General features: G+C 48.2%; 13 protein-coding genes. 8 read left to right on the plus strand and 5 right to left on the minus strand.

All coding sequences use genetic code 11. From position 1 onward, the window contains the following. Positions 1-2: 2 nt before the first annotated feature. Positions 3-3,260 (plus strand): T9SS type B sorting domain-containing protein, encoded by a 3,258-nt coding sequence (locus ESB13_RS03720; RefSeq protein WP_129001681.1) that lies wholly within the window; start codon positions 3-5, stop codon positions 3,258-3,260. On the opposite strand, the gene ESB13_RS03725 is transcribed toward ESB13_RS03720, so the two are convergent. Together ESB13_RS03725 and ESB13_RS03730 are read right to left on the minus strand one after the other, a co-directional pair. Then, a complete protein-coding gene (locus ESB13_RS03725; RefSeq protein ID WP_129001682.1) occupies positions 3,246-4,406 on the minus strand; it encodes a glycosyltransferase in 1,161 nt (386 codons plus the stop codon). The two genes, ESB13_RS03720 and ESB13_RS03725, sit on opposite strands and share 15 nt — an antisense overlap. Next, entirely contained in the window at positions 4,373-6,853 is a 2,481-nt protein-coding gene (locus ESB13_RS03730; protein WP_129001683.1) for a YfhO family protein, read from the minus strand. The genes ESB13_RS03725 and ESB13_RS03730 overlap by 34 nt, the downstream gene beginning before the upstream one ends. Positions 6,854-6,898: 45 nt before the next feature. Here ESB13_RS03730 and ESB13_RS03735 point away from each other — a divergent pair, with 45 nt between their 5' ends. Both ESB13_RS03735 and ESB13_RS03740 read left to right on the plus strand, forming a co-directional pair. Next, entirely contained in the window at positions 6,899-7,192 is a 294-nt protein-coding gene (locus ESB13_RS03735; protein ID WP_129001684.1) for a hypothetical protein, read from the plus strand. Next, positions 7,189-7,986 (plus strand): queuosine precursor transporter, encoded by a 798-nt coding sequence (locus ESB13_RS03740; RefSeq protein WP_129001685.1) that lies wholly within the window; start codon positions 7,189-7,191, stop codon positions 7,984-7,986. Before ESB13_RS03735 ends, ESB13_RS03740 begins: the two co-directional genes overlap by 4 nt. Here ESB13_RS03740 and ESB13_RS03745 read toward each other — a convergent pair. The 3 genes from ESB13_RS03745 to dapF are packed head-to-tail and all read right to left on the minus strand — an operon-like array spanning position 7,967 to position 10,172. Next, positions 7,967-8,452, minus strand: coding sequence for an NUDIX domain-containing protein (locus ESB13_RS03745; RefSeq protein ID WP_129001686.1), 486 nt, complete (start codon positions 8,450-8,452; stop codon positions 7,967-7,969). The two genes, ESB13_RS03740 and ESB13_RS03745, sit on opposite strands and share 20 nt — an antisense overlap. A 1-nt stretch (position 8,453) precedes the next feature. Further along, positions 8,454-9,392, minus strand: a complete 939-nt coding sequence (locus ESB13_RS03750; RefSeq protein WP_129001687.1) for a magnesium transporter CorA family protein — start codon at positions 9,390-9,392, stop codon at positions 8,454-8,456. Continuing rightward, positions 9,393-10,172 carry a diaminopimelate epimerase gene (gene dapF, locus ESB13_RS03755; protein ID WP_129001688.1) on the minus strand — a complete coding sequence of 260 codons (780 nt, stop codon included), beginning with the start codon at positions 10,170-10,172 and terminating at the stop codon, positions 9,393-9,395. Positions 10,173-10,327: 155 nt separating this feature from the next. Between dapF and acnA the strand changes: the two genes are divergently transcribed. The 5 genes from acnA (at position 10,328) to ESB13_RS03780 (ending at position 18,015) form a co-directional block, all read left to right on the plus strand. Then, positions 10,328-13,051, plus strand: a complete 2,724-nt coding sequence (gene acnA / locus ESB13_RS03760) for an aconitate hydratase AcnA (protein ID WP_129001689.1) — start codon at positions 10,328-10,330, stop codon at positions 13,049-13,051. 230 nt (positions 13,052-13,281) lie between these two features. Then, positions 13,282-13,854 (plus strand): TetR/AcrR family transcriptional regulator, encoded by a 573-nt coding sequence (locus tag ESB13_RS03765; protein ID WP_129001690.1) that lies wholly within the window; start codon positions 13,282-13,284, stop codon positions 13,852-13,854. An 81-nt stretch (positions 13,855-13,935) separates the two neighbouring features. Next, positions 13,936-15,279, plus strand: coding sequence for a TolC family protein (locus ESB13_RS03770; protein ID WP_246022434.1), 1,344 nt, complete (start codon positions 13,936-13,938; stop codon positions 15,277-15,279). Positions 15,280-15,309: 30 nt separating this feature from the next. Then, the gene (locus ESB13_RS03775) at positions 15,310-16,413 is read left to right on the plus strand and encodes an HlyD family secretion protein (protein ID WP_129001691.1); all 1,104 of its coding nucleotides are present in this window, start codon (positions 15,310-15,312) and stop codon (positions 16,411-16,413) included. A 21-nt stretch (positions 16,414-16,434) separates the two neighbouring features. Next, entirely contained in the window at positions 16,435-18,015 is a 1,581-nt protein-coding gene (locus ESB13_RS03780; protein WP_129001692.1) for a DHA2 family efflux MFS transporter permease subunit, read from the plus strand. Positions 18,016-18,019 lie beyond the last annotated feature (4 nt).

Genomic DNA, 18,019 nt, shown 5'->3' on the forward strand with positions numbered 1-18,019 from the left:
ATATGAAACCCTCCCTTTTAAAACAGCCTTCAGGTCTTCTTATAGCCTGTTGCTGCTTGTGGCTGCTTACTGTTTCAAACCTGAAAGCCCAGGTCGTAGCAAACTTTACCATGCCCGATACCGTTTGTATAAATACCCCCGTACAGGTAACAAATACCTCTACGGGTGCCTCTACCTACAAATGGAACTTCTGTGTAACCGATTTTGCGCAAACACCACCCACCGGATCCAATATTGGTAACCCTAACGGATCCTTGAGTACACCGGTATTTATTGATTACGTAGAAGAGGGTGGTAATTTCTATGCATTCGTGATGAACCTGAGTTCAGGACTCGTTCGCCTCGATTTTGGAAACAGCCTGCTTAATACCCCCACAGCAGTACGGATAGGACAAGTTGGTGTGATTCCGAATAATCATGCCGAAGGATTACAGGTAGTTAAAACCGCAGGCAAATGGTTTATCATCGCAGTAGGTGGCTCCAATTTGGGTGGATCTTCTCCACGCATAGTGAAAATAGAACTCGGCGCCAATATTACTAATACCAACCCCATAGGTACTAACTGGGGCAATATCGGGGGACTCGCTTATCCGGTAGACCTGCACGTTTTTCAGGATGCGGGCCAATGGTATGGTTTTACAACCGATTGTGAAAGCAATTCCGTTATTCGCTTCAGCTTCGGAACGGATTTTAGCAGCCCCCCAACAGCAGTCCGGTTAGGAAAAACAGGCGACTTCAATTATCCGACAGGCATTTTTGTGATGAAAAGCCGCACAGGCAGCTGGCATGCTTTCATTGTGAACAGCGCCTCCGGTTATAGTAACTCCACAGCTTCTTCATTGGCAAGACTCGATTTTGGTAGCAGTCTTACCAATACTCCTTCTGTAGTAAATATGGGCAATATCAACAACACAATGATAAGTGCACGTGATATTTACATCATAGACTTCTGTGGCCGGCTTATAGGTTTCTTTACCAACAACTCGTCCGCCAGCGATATGGTACGGCTGGACTTCGGAACCGATCTTACTCAAAAGCCTACTGCTGTGACTTTGGGTAATATCGGTAACCTGAATTTTCCACATACCATTTCAAAACTATTCCGCGTAAACAATGACCTCTATAGCTTTATTGCGAACGCTAATAATAACACCCTTACACGTCTTCGCTTCGAGGGCTGTAGTTCCAATGCCGTAGGTAATACAACGTCCACGCCTGCCCCGTTTGTATATACAACAACAGGTATCCATAATGTAAACTTACTGGTCGATGCCGGCTTACCCACCGAAACGACTGTCTGTAAACCCATCGTCGTTGTCGATCAACCAGTGGCCGATTTCAGCTATGAACAGGATCTCTGCAATCCGCTGGCTGTAACATATCATAATGGCACGCTCGGAAAATATGCACTGTCATGGGATTTTGGCGATGGAAATAAAGCCGGTAATATCGAAAAGCCATTGAACACCTACAGTAAGTATGATACATATACCGTAAAATTGACAGCTGGTACTGGTCGTTGTGTTGATGTCGCTGAAAAGCATATCGATATCCGCCTGCAGCGTGAAGAAATGCTCGCCTGGCACGATACGGCCCAGTGCGATAATAAACCCATTAAACTGCTTGCAAAGACCGGCCTCAATTATTGCTGGACGCCCGCCGCAACGCTTTCAAATGCAGCTATAGCCGAACCGGTAGCAACACCCTCCACCGCTACCACCTACTTTGTACATACATTAAAACAGGGCGCAAACATGGTGAATAATGGCGACTTCTCCCTCGGTAATACGGGCTTTAGCTCCGCTTACAACTACGCCAGTTATAATAGCGTGGAAGGACAATATAACGTCGCCGGCAGCCCCCGTACCTGGAACCCTTCCATGCAGGCATGTTCCGATCATACAGGTGGTAATGGTAATATGCTTATGGTAAACGGAAGCCCGGCCGCCGATGTAAGTGTTTGGTGTCAAACGATCAGTAATATAACGCCCAATAAAAATTATGTCTTTTCCGCGTGGCTCCAGTCCCTGCATCCTGCAAATCCTTCAAAACTGCAATTCTATATTAATGGGAAACCAATAGGCAACATTTTTGAAGCAGATCCTGCAACCTGTAACTGGAAACAGTTTTTTATGACATGGAATGCAGGCAGCGCAACCGCTGCTAATATCTGCGTCGTTAATAAGAACACCCAAATCGCTGGAAATGACTTCGCTCTGGACGACATCTTTTTTGGTCCCGTAACAATGGTGTACGATTCGGTAAAAGTGGCTAAAGTAACATCTCCGGATCTCGCGTCGGTAACCAATCAAACTATTTGTGCAGGCGATACGGCACGCCCTGTGGCGTCCGGGGCGCTTGTTTATCATTGGAGCCCCGAACAGTTCATTGCCGATCCCGATGTGGCAGCTCCTAAAATCTATCCCCGGCAGTCAGGCGTTTACACAGTAAAGGCCTATGATATACCTTCATGTCCCGCCAGCAAAACGTTTAATGTTACCGTTACACCTGGGCCCGATTTCGCGATTCAGCCTGCTGTATCCGATATCTGTGAAGGCGAACAAGTGCATATCACTGCGTCCGGTGCTACCCGCTATACCTGGCTCGTGAACGATTCCCCGGATCCCGTACTGCAGGGAGCTGCCGTAACCGTAACGCCCGCAACTACCACCGTTTACAAAATAGCAATGGTCCACGATGCTTGTAATAAAAAAGATACGTTGCTTTCACAGGTAAATGTTACGCCGCTACCCAAAACAAACGTTACAGTCTCTAACGTTATTACCTGCGCAATAGGCGAAGCCAGCCTTCTCGCTACAGGTGGCGCCGGGTATCGCTGGTTTCCAGTAGAAGGTCTCTCCAATCCCGCAATCGCGTCTCCTTCAGTTTCCATTAACCAAACAGCCAAATATTATGTGGAAGTGTCTAACGGCAACTGCTCCACTACCGATTCTGTAACCGTAATCGTCGACGAGAACAAAGACAAAAATCTTTATTTGGTGCCAACAGCATTTACGCCTAACGGAGACGGTAAAAACGATTGCTTCGGAATTAAACACTGGGGACAATTGCAAAACCTGCAGCTGGCAGTATATAACAGATGGGGACAACAGGTTTTCGTCTCAAACAATATTGCAGACTGCTGGAATGGCACCTTCAAAGGAGAACCCCAGCCAACAGGAGCATACGTTTATATAATCAGTGCTACCGCCTTGTGTGGCCCGGTATTACGGCAGGGAACTGTTTTATTGATTCGCTGATATGAAATCGAGTGCCCGCCGAACAATATTGCCCCAGTAAAAATGCGAATAAAAAGCAGCAGGCGTAAAACGGCTTTCTTTAGTTGCCGCCGCAGATAACACAGCTTCAGCAAAAGCAGCCCAGTCATGATCCGGAACCAGTAGCAGCTGGTTCCCGGCCTCTTTTTCGGTAACGCCAAGCGCTCCGTTCATAGTCGATACGGAACAGGTATTCCAGGCCAGTGCCTCGATAAGTTTTGTCTTGATGCCACCCCCGTCGATAACAGGATTAAGAAAAACATCAGCTCCCTTGAAATAGACGTCTATATCTTCTACAAAGCCGGTATAAATAACCCGCTGATGCTTGTAAGCCTCCAGGTTATTAAAAGAGGAGGGAAGCCCCTTGCCGCATATAACCAGGGTATAAGACAATCCCGATGCCTGCAATAAAGGATTTACCCGCTCAACAAGAGCGGCAACAGCAGCACTGTTGGGCCGGTAACCAAGTGCACCGTTAAATAAAAGAATGGTATGGTCGGCAGGTATCTGATGCGCTTGCAACAGGAAAGCCCTGGCTGCCTGCTTCTCTGTAACTTCAGGTGCTTTTTGCCAGGTAACGCCATAGGTAGCGGTCATACATTTGCTGGCGGGTACTTTATAATGTGTAAGTGCTATCTGCCTGTCATTATCCTGGATAAAAAGACTGTAATCTGCCCGGCGATGCACCAATCCCTCATACTTCTCCAGAATGGTCCACCACCACTTTCCAAGGCTCTTCCAGCGGAATGCTTCTATATTATGGGAACGAATGATGAGTTTTACCCCGGTTCCCTTGGCAAGCAAAAGCCCCAGCCATCCCCAGTAAGGATGTTCTATTAGCAGGTATTTCACCCGGTACCGCCTGATAAGTTTGGCCAGCCTGAAATAATAAAAAGGATTGATATACCGCGTGGCACTATCTGAAATGATATTCTCCAGCCCGATGTCCTCAGCCGCCGCAAGGGAAGGCATATTGCTTTTTACGCTTACCGCCAGCAGCGATGTCTGTAAGGAAAGAAAACGTTCTAACAATACAATAGCCTTCTGCCCGCCCGTTTGGGCAGGCAGAACCTTATAAGGGATCAGCGATAATATCAGATAGCTTTCTCTTTCTTGTTTTGTTTCCATATTGCAAAAACGCCCAGGGCCAGGCTTAGCAATAACAGTATGTTACCAACATACACCAGCGTCTGGCCCGTCTTAAACGACTGAGGTTCAAAACGGAAATCAATAGTGTGTTTACCGGCAGGAATAGCCATGCCTCTGAGTACATAGTTTGCCTTTACATAAGGCGCTTTCTGCCCGTCTATATAAGCATTCCAGCCCGCAGGATAATAGATCTCACTGAACACCGCAAACTGCTTGCTGGCCGATTGGGTATTGTATTGAATAGCGTCATTATCGTATTTAACCAGGCTGATGCTGGCGGCAGAATCATATACCGGGGCATCTGTAACGCCAAACGCACTCTTATCAACGATCGCTGTGTCCTGTGGATTAAACTTATCCAAAGCCTTCATTTCTTCTACAGGCCCGTTTACAGAACGGATACCTTTTACAAACCAGGCCGCCCCTAAAGCACCGTCATTTTTTTCTACCATCGGCGTAGGACGCTGCTGCTGCGCAGGAATAATGAAATAACGGGTATCCAGCATGTTGAGAACAGCCATATTTAAAGGACTCTTCGATAACTGACCCGCTATCAGATCCTGGTAAATAGCCAGCTTCGCTGCATGATAACCACCTACCGAACGGTGGAAATAACTGGTGATCGCATCGCTGAACCGGTCAGGAGCCAGATTGTAAACCCTGTAATGCGGATCTTTATCCTGCAAAATGGCAGTATTGGCAGCCGAAGGAGTGAAATTGCTGGAGGTATAGTCTTCTTTATCTACAAAATGATCGCTGTTAAGATACTTGCTGTCAACGATCAGAAGATCGATGGTATTGATGAGTAGGAAAATGACTACCGCAACAACAGGCTGGATAGCCTTCCTGATATAAAGGAATAGTAACCCTGTCACCAGGGCTGCAAAAAAGATCACCCTGCCCAAACCCGACAGGAACATGGCCTTGCGTGACTCCTGGAGGGCAGATACAATTGTTCTTCCGGCGCCGCCACCACCGTCACCACCATAAGCCTTCAGTATTTCGTCGTCAATACCTCCGCTGAAATCATTGAAAAGATACAGGATCCCCACCAGCGCAATCAATCCCCCGATCACATACAAAATGGGCTTGAACGACTTCTTCAGCCTTTCAGCGCCGTCAGCGGTAAAGAAGATCTCTTGCAACGCCATGGCGGCCAGCAAAGGAAATAACAGCTGTGGAATGATCAGCGCCATCGAAGGAGCCCTGAACTTGTTGAACAGCGGCAGATAATTGTAAAGTATTGTATTGAACCCGGCGAAGTATTTACCCCATGCAATGAAAATAGTGAATACGGCAGCTGCAAGTATATACCAGCGAAGTGGTTGTTTTACCACTACAAGGGCTATAAGGGCAAGCAGCACTACAACGCCACCCAGGTAAACAGGACCCGACGTGCCTTCGCTGATGCCACCCCAGTACTTGGGTAAGCCCGACGCCAGCTGCATGGCACTTTGCTCGGGAACATCCTTTTTAACCAGCGCATCGATGAAATGCTGATCATCGCCCATAGACTCTGAAGAACCGCCGCCAAAAACATTGGGGGCTATAAAAGTAAGGATCTCATCCTTACCAATGCTGTACGAAAAAGCATAGTCCAGGTCTAGTCCCTTGGTGTTCACCTTTTTGATTTCCGATCCCTGTATATCAATTTGTTTGCCACCACGCATCGTGTACTTGGCATACTCCTGGGTCGTCAGCAATGTCATCGAAGTATTGGCAAAGGCTATAAAACCTGCGAACAACGCCAGCGATAACGATACCACCAGGTGTTTCCATTCCTTCGCTCTTATCCACTGAACCAGGAAACCAAGCGTGATGATGCCCGCGGCAATAAAGAAATAATAACTAACCTGGGGGTGGTTAAAGCCTATCTGCCAGGTGGCCGTAAGCGCTGTAAGCGCCAGCCCCACAAGATACCGCTTGTTATATATCAGCAATAATCCGGCAAGCACCGCTGGCATACAGGCCATCGCCCACATCTTACTCTCGTGGCCCGCAACAATGATCACAGGGTCGTACGAAGCATAGGCAAAACCTAAACTGGCTAGTATACCAATAACATATTGTATCCCCAGCACCTGTGTAAGTACATAAAAACAGATACAGGCAAAGAAAAAGAAAGCTGCCGGAGCCGGTAACCACAAAGTGGCCGCCGAATGCAGGTTGGGCATAATGGCCTTACCCTCAAGCGCTATCTGGTAAGCTGGCATCCCGCCAAACAAAGTCGTATTCCATAACGGGAAATGCCCCGTACGCTCTTTATACGCGAAAGAGTTCTGCGCCATCCCTTTCCAGTGCACGATATCATTCTGCTGCAACACCTTTCCCTCAAGGGCAGGACGACAATAAATTAACGCAACAACTAAAAAAATACCTATGGCAATCAGATGCGGTACTACCTTTTTCCAGCTAAAATTCTTCATGTTATTACTTATAGCACGGCAAATTAAAAGTATTTTGCACGAATCATGGTTAATAAATGGCATTTATTCGTTTCCCGGATAGCTTTTATCTGTAACATCTTCTTTATAGGCTGTCTGCTGCTGCGTTATACCCATGTCGCCTTCCCCGAAACGGTCACAGGCCTCATCCTTATCATGGGCTGGATTCCCGTTTCACCATTGCTGAACCTCATTTGTTTTGCTGCAACGGGTTTCCGCTGGATCAAACTTAAAAAAACGCCGGCCCCTGCCTGGCTGCCCATCATAAACGCGCTCTTCTTATTTACGCAATTGATCTACTTTTTAGCCATCTACCAATGATTCATAAAATACTGCACGATAAACCCACTAAATTATTCCTGGCATTCGCCGCATTCTTTGTGGCCAACGCCCTCATAGCCGAATGTATAGGAGGAAAACTCTTTTCTCTGGAAAAACTGCTGGGTATCCCCAACGCCGATTTCTCACTTTTCGGACAGCAGCATCTGTCCTTTACGCTTACCTGCGGCGTGCTGTTATGGCCACTGGAATTTATCATGACCGATATCGTGAACGAATTCTACGGCCCCAGAGCGGTAAAACGGATCTCCTACACCGCCGTCATGCTCATCAGCTACGCCTTTCTCATGTTCTATACGGCTATCCGCGTCCCTGCAGCAGATTTCTGGCTGGGGAGTCAAACTAAAAATGGCATCCCCAATATGCAGGATGCCTTTAACGGCGTTTTCGGCCAGGGCATGCGCATTATCGTCGGCAGCCTCGTGGCATTCCTCGTAAGCCAGTTGGTGGATGTGGCTGTTTTTCATAGGATCAAAAAAGCTACAGGAGAAAAACATATCTGGCTACGTGCCACAGGCTCCACACTGGTTTCCCAGCTCATCGATAGCTATATCGTATTGTTTATTGCATTTAGCGGTATATTCTCCTGGCAGCAGATCCTGGCAATAGGCATCATGAACTATATGTACAAGTTCACCATGGCTATTATCCTCACCCCGGTGATCTATATCGCAGAAAAAAGAATTGAAAAATACCTCGGTAAAGAAACCGCCCGTAATATGAAGGCGGCGGCTATGGGCAGGGAACCGGAAACGGTTATTCCCACGGCAGGGTAACCTGCCCGGATGTTACGATCGAAACAACAACCTTGTCTATAGGTAATGATACCGTATCCACGGTTAATTCATCCCAGCCTATCCAGCGGAAAGCTTCCGCAGTACCGTTGTTATCAGCAACCTGCCATGGCTCAAATGCAAATGGCACATGATGAGTGACCAGGTTTACAGGCTCCGCTGCATGTACAAAATAGTAGATCGAAATGATCTGGTCTTTATTGTTGAAAGCCGAGATCTGGAAGAAATCAGTAGTATATATATGAGAACCGATCTGCACATCCAAACCGGTCTCCTCCATAAATTCTCTTTTTAAACAATCCCGCGTACCCTCGCCAAATTCAAGCCCGCCACCCGGGAACTTAGTGAAATAAGCACCCCGGATAAATTCATCCGAAACCAATACCCGCCTGGCACTGTCTATGAGCAAACCATAAACCCGTACGTTGAACTGTGGCGCACGCTCCATCTTAAAACCATTTCTTTTTCATGAAATAACCACTGATGATAATAGATACTACCAGCGATAATATAACAGGTATATAAAACGCATGCGGCGAATGCTGGTAAGGAATATCCACGTTCATCCCGTAAATGCTTGCCACCAATGCCGGCAATGATAATATGATCGTGATAGAGGTCAAACGCTTCATCACATTATTCAGGTTATTGCTGATGATACTCGCAAACGCATCTAAAGTACTGCTCAGGATATTCGTATAAATATTCGCCATCTCCAGCGCCTGGCTGGTATCCACGATCAGGTCATTCAGCAACTCCCGCTCATCCTCGTTCAAACCCAGGAAATTCGTACGCTCCAGCTTCATCATCAGTAACTCATTACTGCGTAAAGCCGTTACAAAATATACAAGGCTTTTTTGTATCCGCATAAGGTTCAGCAACTCTTCGTTCCGGTTGCTGTCATATAACTTCTGCTCGTATAAATTGCGCTTCTGGTTAATCTCCTTCAGGTATTCCATGAAATTATGGACAATCTTCTCGAATACCTTTAAAACCATCATGTTACGCTTGTCTGGATGGCGCTTCTGAAAGGTGTTTAAAAACTTCTTGATCGCCCCGTTATCAAACGAGTTGACAGTAACGATCTGGTTATGGGTCAGGATAATGCAAATAGGGATCGTAATATAATAAGCATCACTGTCGTTGAACGAATTATTCTCGGTAGGTGTCTTGATAATAATGAAACGTACATTGCTGTCCAGCTCATAACGCGGCCGCTCATCTATATCCAGCGAATCCCGGAGAAACTCGATCGGAATATCCAGCCTTTCACTTACCTCTACAAACTCTTCCTCCTTGAAAGGAGGCACTAAGTTTACCCAGGCCCCGTTCTCTACCTTGTCGATCTCTACAGTATGGCCGTCTATATTCTTGAAGTACTGGATCATTTAATCGATATTAATGGTGCCGCTAAAAACAAAGTTTGCAGGCCCGCATAGCCATATATTCTCAAACTGCGCTTCTCCCTTCTTCTCAAATTCCACCGCTAACCTGCCCCCGGGCGTTTGTATCTCAACCCGGTTAAATCCATTTTCATTATGGGCAAATACCAGCGCAGATGCTGTTACGCCCGTACCGCAACTCAACGTTTCGTCCTCCACGCCACGCTCATAAGTGCGTACATAAATACCCTTAGCCTGCTCCTCCACGAAATTTACATTGATGCCTTCCTGCGCATAGGTCTCATTATAACGGATGGCCTTGCCTTCACCCACCACATCATAATGACGGATATCCGAAACAGGCTTCACATAGTGCGGCGACCCGGTATTTAAAATGGTATCGGTATAATTATGTTGAAGACCGTCTACATCCTTCATCTTCAGATGAACCCACCTGTTATCCTCGATGGTAGCGTCATGAGGCCCGTCAATAGCAATAAAATGATATTTATTACGGCTGATGCCGCGATGGTGCGCAAACTTTACCAGGCAACGCCCGCCATTACCGCACATCGTGCTCTCACGGCCGTCGGCATTATAATACTTCATCTCAAAATCATAACCCTCACGCGTATTCAGTAACATCAGCCCGTCGGCGCCAATGCCGAAACGCCTGTCACACATGTGCTTTACCTGCTCCGTGCTAAAATGTACCTTACCATCCCTGTTGTCTATTATGATAAAATCATTGCCCGTTCCCTGGTATTTGAAGAAATGAATGTCCATTTTGCTCCTTGAAATATTAGCTTATTAGGTTGAAATATCCGGAATAAGCAGTAAAGGTAAACAAATGGCATGGAAGCTGTAAAAGGGATTGTTTAATTTTAAGTTGTGTCCGCTATCCGGGCAAAAACCTATCGTTCACCCAAAATAAGCTCCACATGCCAGCACGTACCGCTTCGTTAACCCAATTACAGCAACAGGGTAAAGACATCGCCAGGCTGCCTTTCTCTATTCGTATCCTCCTCGAAAATGTCCTGCGCAACCACGATCAGTTCGCCATCACCGACGAACACCTCGATACCCTGGTAAACTGGAACCCCGAAGGTACCGACAAGGAAATCCCATTTAAACCGGCCCGCGTGCTCATGCAGGACTTCACCGGCGTCCCCGCAGTGGTCGATATCGCTTCCATCAGGGCCGAAGTCATCCGCAGGGGTAAAGATGGCAGCCGCATCAATCCCGCTATCCCCGTCGACCTTGTTGTCGACCACTCGGTTCAGGTCGATTTCTTCGGAACCGACTACGCCTATACAAAAAACGTGGTCTTCGAATACGAACGCAACCGCGAACGCTACCAGCTGCTGAAATGGGCCCAGCAGGCATTCGATAACTTTACCGTGGTCCCGCCCGGAATGGGCATCTGCCACCAGGTAAATCTCGAATACCTCGCAAAAGGTATTATCGAACGCGATGGCTGGCTTTTCCCCGATACGCTCGTGGGCACCGATTCTCATACGCCCATGGTCAACGGTATTGGCGTATTGGGATGGGGCGTTGGTGGCATCGAAGCGGAAGCAGCATTGCTCGGACAACCCATCTATTTTACCTGCCCCCAGGTGATCGGTCTCAAACTCACAGGCCAGCTGCAGGAAGGTATGACGGCTACCGATATGGTGCTTACCATCACGCAAATGCTCCGCAAATACGGCGTCGTAGGCAAATTCGTGGAAGTCTTCGGCGAAGGGCTCAACCATCTCACCGTTCCCGATAGGGCCACCATCTCTAATATGTCGCCCGAATTTGGCTGCACGGTTACTTATTTTCCCATCGACGATCAAACGCTCGAATACATGCGCCGTACCCACCGGAGCAAAGAACAGATTGCCCTGGTAGAAAGCTATTGTAAGGAAAACATGCTCTGGCGCGAACACGAAGACGCTATCACTTATTCCGATGTCCTGGAACTCGACCTGTCTACAGTTCAACCCTCGCTGGCAGGCCCAAAACGCCCGCAGGACAGGCTTAACGTAAATGAAGTGCATAATATGTTCGGCGAACTGCTGAATAAAGAATATAACCGCATCTACACCCCCGAAGGAAAACGCCGCGATAATGCATGGCTGTCCGAAGGCGGATCCGGAACTACCTTCTCGTACGAAACGCAAAAAACAAATGAAGAAGTAGCCGTAGAGGTCGATAGCCTGCAAACCGTACGCCTTCGCCTTCAAAACGAAGAATATGTGCTTAGCGATGGCTCTATCGTCATCGCCGCCATTACCAGTTGTACCAACACCTCCAACCCAAGTGTAATGATAGGAGCAGGGCTCCTGGCTAAAAAAGCGATCAAAAGGGGCCTCGACGTTAAACCCTGGGTAAAAACCAGCCTCGCACCCGGATCACGCGTGGTAACGCAATACCTCAAAAGAGCCGAACTGCTGGGCGATCTCGAAGCATTACGCTTCCATACCGTAGGTTATGGCTGCACCTCCTGTATCGGTAATAGCGGCCCGCTGCCGCCACACATCGCCGAAGCAGTCGACAAAGGCAAACTGGTTGTGGCCTCGGTCCTCTCAGGTAACCGCAACTTCGAGGCAAGGGTGCACCCCCAGGTAAAAATGAACTTCCTGGCATCCCCGCTGCTCGTAGTCGCCTATGCTATCGCCGGAAGGATCGACATCGATCTCTATGCCGATCCGCTCGGAAAAGACCCCAACGGCGAACCCGTCTTCCTGCGCGAAATATGGCCCACACAACAGGAAATAAATGAGGCTGTCTTAAAAGCGGTTCAGCAGGATGATTATGAGTCTGTTTACAAGGTCATCTTCGAAGGCGATGAACAATGGCAATCCCTGCAAGCCCCCGAAGGCAAAAATTACCAGTGGAGCACCGACTCTACCTACATTAAGGAGGCCTCTTTCTTCAAAGACCTCCCCGATAGTCCCGCCCCTCCACACGACATCGCAGCAGCCAGGGTATTGTTGAAACTGGGCGACTCTGTTACAACCGACCACATTTCTCCTGCCGGCTCCTTTAAAGCAGATACGCCTGCAGGCAAATACCTGCGCGACAAAGCCATAGATCCAAAAATGTTTAACTCCTACGGCTCCCGCCGGGGCAACGAAGAAATAATGGTCCGCGGCACTTTCGCCAACGTCCGCATCAAAAACCAGATCTCGTCGAAAGAAGGCGGCTTCACCACCTTCATACCCACCGGAACGGTCATGCCCATTTACGACGCCGCCATGGAATATGCCAAACGAAACACACCGCTTATCATCCTGGCAGGTAAAGAATACGGTAGCGGCTCCTCCCGCGATTGGGCCGCCAAAGGCACCAATCTCCTGGGCGTAAAAGCCGTCATTGCCGAAAGCTACGAACGCATTCACCGCAGCAACCTTGTAGGCATGGGCGTATTACCCCTGGAATATGTGAACGGCGAAAATGCCGGAACGCTCGGCCTTACAGGCCTGGAAACTTATTCCATAACCGGTATCGCCGAAGACCTCGCCCCGGGTAAATACATGACGGTAACGGTAAAACCTAAAGAAGGCCCCGAAATGACCTTCCAGGTCTGCGCCCGTCTCGATTCCGCCATAGAGGTCGAATACTACCGTCACGGCGGTATCCTGCAATATGTTCTTCGTAATTTCCTGAAAGAATAGATAGCCAGTTTGTCATCCCATACGTATGGCTAAGGAAGTGGGCAGTGTGTAGGAGAGTATAACCGCAGGAAGAGCCTGTTCAAAAACAGGAATTTGTCTTTAATACTAAAATATTTACCAGCAAAAACGGGGACTGACCAGATTCTGAAGGTCAGCCCCCGTCTTATTCGGATGACCGGTCTGTAAATATTTTTGTTAACTGAATAAATATTCATCTAACTTTGTGCGCAATGAAGCCAAGGGACGAGAACAAAGTGAACGAAATATATGCAGCTACGCTCCAGCTGGTAAAAGAGAACGGACTGTCGGGTATTACCATGAGTATGATCGCCCGCAAAGCCGGTTTTGCCACGGGAACCGTATATATCTATTTCGAAAACAAAGAGCAGCTTATCGTTCAGCTCTTCGAAAAATGTTTTCGCAATTACGCACAGGACTACTTCGCAGGCTTCGACCCCTCAGCACCCTTTAAAGTGGCTTTCCATACCATCTGGATGAACATGGTGAAACACTCTACAGCTAAATTCAATGAGCTCATCTTTATTGAACAATGCTTTCATTCGCCTTTTATCTCCGAAGAAACCAGGAAAACCTCTAAAGAAATGCTGAAACCCTGGCTCGACCTCATCGAAAAAGGAAAGAACGAAAAACTCATTAAACAGCTGGAAACTCCATGGTTAATGATCTATATACGCGGCCCCGTCAGGGAAATGATCAAATATGCAGAATACAACAAGGTTAAAATATCAAAGGAACTCATCGACAACATGTTTGAAATGTGTTGGAATGGGATAAGGGCCTGACCCCTTTTTTTGGCGATTTAAGTGAATAAATATTCACCAACGAAGCTTGCCGGCTGAAAATAATTCTAATTAAACCAATATATGAATAGGACGATGAAGCACGTCATCAGAACAGCGATGACCGGGCTGGCAATATTAAGCATAATGCTTACCCGCGCTCAGGATAAAATGCCGCTTACACTGCAGCAAACGATAACCCTCTGTCTACAGAACAGCAAACAACTGAAAATAGACAAGGCTAAGATCGAAGCCGCTACAGCGCAGCTCCGCGAGGCTATGGATAACAGGCTGCCCGATGTAGGTGTTAATGCCTCTTATCTCTTGCTCACCAAACCACACATCGACTTTAAATCCGATGGCGGCAGTGGCAGCGGTGGAAGTTCCATTGCCCAACCCTCACAGGCTACCTATGGCATGGCCACCGTCAATATCCCGATTTATGCAGGATTGAAAGTGCGCTATGGCATCGAATCAGCCCGCTACCTGCAACAGGCGGCCGAATCTGATGCCGGCTATAACAAAGAACAGGTGGTCTCCAACGCCGTAGCCGCCTTCTGCAACCTCTATAAATCAGGAACCGCAGTGCAACTGGTAAAAGAAAACCTCGGCCAGTCTCAGCAACGCGACCACGACTTCTCCAATATGGAAAAGAACGGCCTGCTCGCCAGGAACGACCTGCTGAAAGCGCAACTGCAAACAGCCAATATCGAAATGGCGCTCGTTAATGCCGAAAACAACCTGAAGCTTGCAATGGTAAGTCTTAACCTCCTCGCCGGCCTTCCGGAACAAACTACGCTGCAGCCCGATACTACAGGCTTCTACCTGCAGCAACAATTGCTGTCGGTCGACGCCTACGAACAACAGGCTTTTTTAAACCGCAAAGATCTCGAAGCCATCAACCTGCGCAAAAAAGCAACAGAAGCTTCCGTTAGATCAGCAAAAGGTGATTATTATCCTTCAGTTGGCTTAACCGGCGGGTATGTCGCAGCTTATATTCCCGATCTGCTTACTGCAACCAACGTCGTTAACGGCGGCATCGGCGTCCGCTACAATATCGACGCCCTGTGGAAAGCAAAAGCAAAAGTAGAGACCGCACAGGCCAGCGAACGGCAGATCGCAGCACAAAAGGAAATGCTGAACGATAATATAAGGCTCGGCATCAATAAAGCCTACCAGGATTACCTCTCTGCCGAAAAGAAGATCGAAGTTCAGCAGAAATCGGTCATCAACGCCACCGAGAACTATCGCATCACAAAAAACAAACACGATAACAACCTCGTTACAACAACCGAGCTGCTCGATGCCAATGTAGCCCTCCTGCAGGCTAAGATCAATCTCGAAGAAGCCCGGGCCGACAAGGTCCTCACTTATAATACCCTGCTCGAAAAAGCAGGCATCCTGGTAAATAACCAGCCAAAAAATTAATGATAACCCAAAGGAATAAAATAAAGTCGTATGTCAACAACAGGTACAGAAACCAATAACGGCAATAAAAAAAGAAATAAGAAATTCACCATCATCCTGGCCATAGTGGTTATCCTGGGTGGCTGGTTTGGTATTAGCAAATACCTGCACGCTTTGCATCACGAAGAAACCGATGATGCCCAGGTAGAAGCCAATATCAGCCCGGTAATACCCCGCGTTTCAGGATATGTTACCGCTGTAAGGGTAAAAGACCACCAGAGAGTCAAAAAAGGAGATACGCTTATCATCCTCGACGACAGGGAAATGAAGATCAGGCTCGAACAGGCCGAAGCAGCGCTCGCTACCGCAGAATCCAACCTGGCATCTGCACAATCCAGCGCAGGCGCAGCACACGCCAATATCGCTACCAGCGAAGCCTCCGTTTCTACCGCCGATGCCCAGATCGAAACAGCTAAGATCAATGTATGGAGAGCCACAGAAGATTTCAAACGTTACGAAAATCTGATAAAGGATCATTCTATCACGCAACAGCAGTACGAACAGGCCCTTGCTGCCAAACAAACCGCAGAAAAACAACTGCAGGTCTTACAACAGCAAAAGGCGCAGGCCGCTAAACAGGTGAATGCCGTCAGCTCTCAAAGTAATGCCGCTACATCTCAGATAGGGATCGCCGCAGCATCCATCAAACAAAGAAAAGTAGATGTCGATGATGCAAAGCTGAACCTCTCTTACACGGTGATAACCGCAGCCGAAGATGGGATCGTCTCCAAAGTAACCACCCAGGAAGGACAATTCGTGCAGGCCGGCGCAGCCCTCTTTAGCATCGTCCTCAACAATGAGCTTTGGATCGTCGCAAACTTCAAGGAAACGCAGGTAGAGAAAGTAAGGGAAGGGCAGAAGGTGCTGGTTGAAATAGATGCCTTCCCAGCCCATAAGTTCGAAGCCCGCGTAGGTTCATTTTCTCCTGCAACAGGCGCCCGCTTTGCGCTCCTGCCGCCCGATAACGCCAGCGGCAACTTCGTGAAAGTAGTGCAACGCCTTCCCATCAGGATCGAATTTACCAACCCGCAGGATTCCCTTATCAAAAACCTGCGCGCAGGCATGAACGCCGACGTGGATATTCACCTCGATTAGTTGAACTGATTATTATCGATTATGATAGAACAAAATTCGCTGGTAGAGTATGGCGCCAGGAGGGTGATTATTACCATCACCGCCGTCGTCTGTGCCCTGCTGGAGATCATTGATACTACCATCGTTAACGTAGCCATCAATGATATGAGAGGTAGCCTCGGCGCTACGCTCAACGAAGTGAGCTGGGTGATTACCGCATACGCCATCGCAAACGTGATCATCGTCCCCATGACCAGCTGGCTTTCCCAGCAGTTCGGACGTACCAACTACTTTGCCACCTCCATCATCCTGTTCACCGTATCCTCCTTCCTGTGCGGTAATGCTACCTCCATAGGCGAGCTCATTATCTTCCGCTTCATGCAGGGCCTGGGAGGAGGTGCACTGCTCGTAACATCTCAAACGATTATTACCGAGATCTATCCCCAGGAGAAACGCCCGATGGCGCAGGCCATCTATACCCTGGGGGTGATCGTCGGCCCCACGCTGGGCCCGCCCCTGGGAGGTTATATCATTGAACATTACGCATGGCCCTATATCTTCTACATCAATATCCCGGTAGGTATCATCGCTGCCCTGCTTACCATGGTATATGTGAAAAGCCCCAAATACGCCGAAAAACGGAAGGCAAGTGAAGTCGACTGGCTCGGCATCGGACTGCTGGCGCTTGCCGTAGGATCCCTGCAATACATCCTCGAAAAAGGACAGGAAGAAGACTGGTTCGCTAACAATACCATCGTAGTCCTCGCCATCCTTGCAGGCCTCGGTACTTTCTTCTTTATATGGCGCGAACTTACTTATAAATATCCCGTAGTAGAACTCCGTGTGCTAAAGAATAGTAACCTGCGCATAGGAGTGGTCTTGTCCTTTATCATGGGCTTTGGCCTCTATGGCTCTACGTTTGTAATTCCGTTGTATACCCAGTCCATCCTGGGCTGGAATGCACAGCAGGCAGGTCTGCTCATGGTGCCAAGTACGCTCGTGGTAGCGTTTATGATGCCTATAGTGGGACAGCTCATCCAGAAAGGGGTATCGCAAAAACTGCTCATCTCCGGCGGCATGCTCATCTTCTTTATCTACTGCCTGGGCTCCTATAAGATCATAACCCCGTCCACCGGGGGCGACAACTTTTTCTGGGTGCTCATGATCCGCGGCGTAGGCCTCGGATTCCTTTCCGTACCCGTGGCAGTAATGTCGCTGTCTACTTTAAAAGGTCCTCAGATAGGGCAGGGGGCCGCCTTCTCAGGTATGATGCGTCAGTTGGGCGGCTCCTTTGGCGTGGCGCTCATCTCAACATTTATCTCGAGGCAGAACATGAAACACCGAAGTAACCTGGTGTCGAAACTAAACATCTACGATCCCGATGTGCAGCATCGCATCGCCAGCCTCAAAGCAGGTTTTATGGCCAAAGGCATGCCGTCAAATACCGCAGAAGCTACAGCCTATAAACTGCTCGATGGAAGTATCTCTCTTCAGTCAACAGTCCTTTCCTATATGGATGTGTTCCTCTGGGTAGGTGTTATGTTCCTGGCCTGCGTACCTATCGTTATCTTCTTCGTTAAAAGCGCTAAAAACAAGGTCAGCCTCTCCGATGCTGCCCACTAAACCC

The organism is Filimonas effusa, assembly GCF_004118675.1.
GTDB classification, from domain to species: domain Bacteria; phylum Bacteroidota; class Bacteroidia; order Chitinophagales; family Chitinophagaceae; genus Filimonas; species Filimonas effusa.

Bases quoted from the DNA above. Each gene is read 5' to 3' on its own strand.
- ESB13_RS03720 (WP_129001681.1), top strand. From the start codon at position 3: ATGAAACCCTCCCTTTTAAAACAGCCTTCAGGTCTTCTTATAGCCTGT.
- ESB13_RS03745 (WP_129001686.1), bottom strand. From the start codon at position 8,452: ATGGAGCGTGCGCCACAGTTCAACGTACGGGTTTATGGTTTGCTCATA.
- ESB13_RS03775 (WP_129001691.1), top strand. From the start codon at position 15,310: ATGTCAACAACAGGTACAGAAACCAATAACGGCAATAAAAAAAGAAAT.
- ESB13_RS03725 (WP_129001682.1), bottom strand. From the start codon at position 4,406: ATGGAAACAAAACAAGAAAGAGAAAGCTATCTGATATTATCGCTGATC.
- ESB13_RS03780 (WP_129001692.1), top strand. From the start codon at position 16,435: ATGATAGAACAAAATTCGCTGGTAGAGTATGGCGCCAGGAGGGTGATT.
- ESB13_RS03765 (WP_129001690.1), top strand. From the start codon at position 13,282: ATGAAGCCAAGGGACGAGAACAAAGTGAACGAAATATATGCAGCTACG.
- ESB13_RS03740 (WP_129001685.1), top strand. From the start codon at position 7,189: ATGATTCATAAAATACTGCACGATAAACCCACTAAATTATTCCTGGCA.
- ESB13_RS03735 (WP_129001684.1), top strand. From the start codon at position 6,899: ATGGTTAATAAATGGCATTTATTCGTTTCCCGGATAGCTTTTATCTGT.
- dapF (WP_129001688.1), bottom strand. From the start codon at position 10,172: ATGGACATTCATTTCTTCAAATACCAGGGAACGGGCAATGATTTTATC.
- ESB13_RS03730 (WP_129001683.1), bottom strand. From the start codon at position 6,853: ATGAAGAATTTTAGCTGGAAAAAGGTAGTACCGCATCTGATTGCCATA.
- ESB13_RS03770 (WP_246022434.1), top strand. From the start codon at position 13,936: ATGAATAGGACGATGAAGCACGTCATCAGAACAGCGATGACCGGGCTG.
- ESB13_RS03750 (WP_129001687.1), bottom strand. From the start codon at position 9,392: ATGATCCAGTACTTCAAGAATATAGACGGCCATACTGTAGAGATCGAC.
- acnA (WP_129001689.1), top strand. From the start codon at position 10,328: ATGCCAGCACGTACCGCTTCGTTAACCCAATTACAGCAACAGGGTAAA.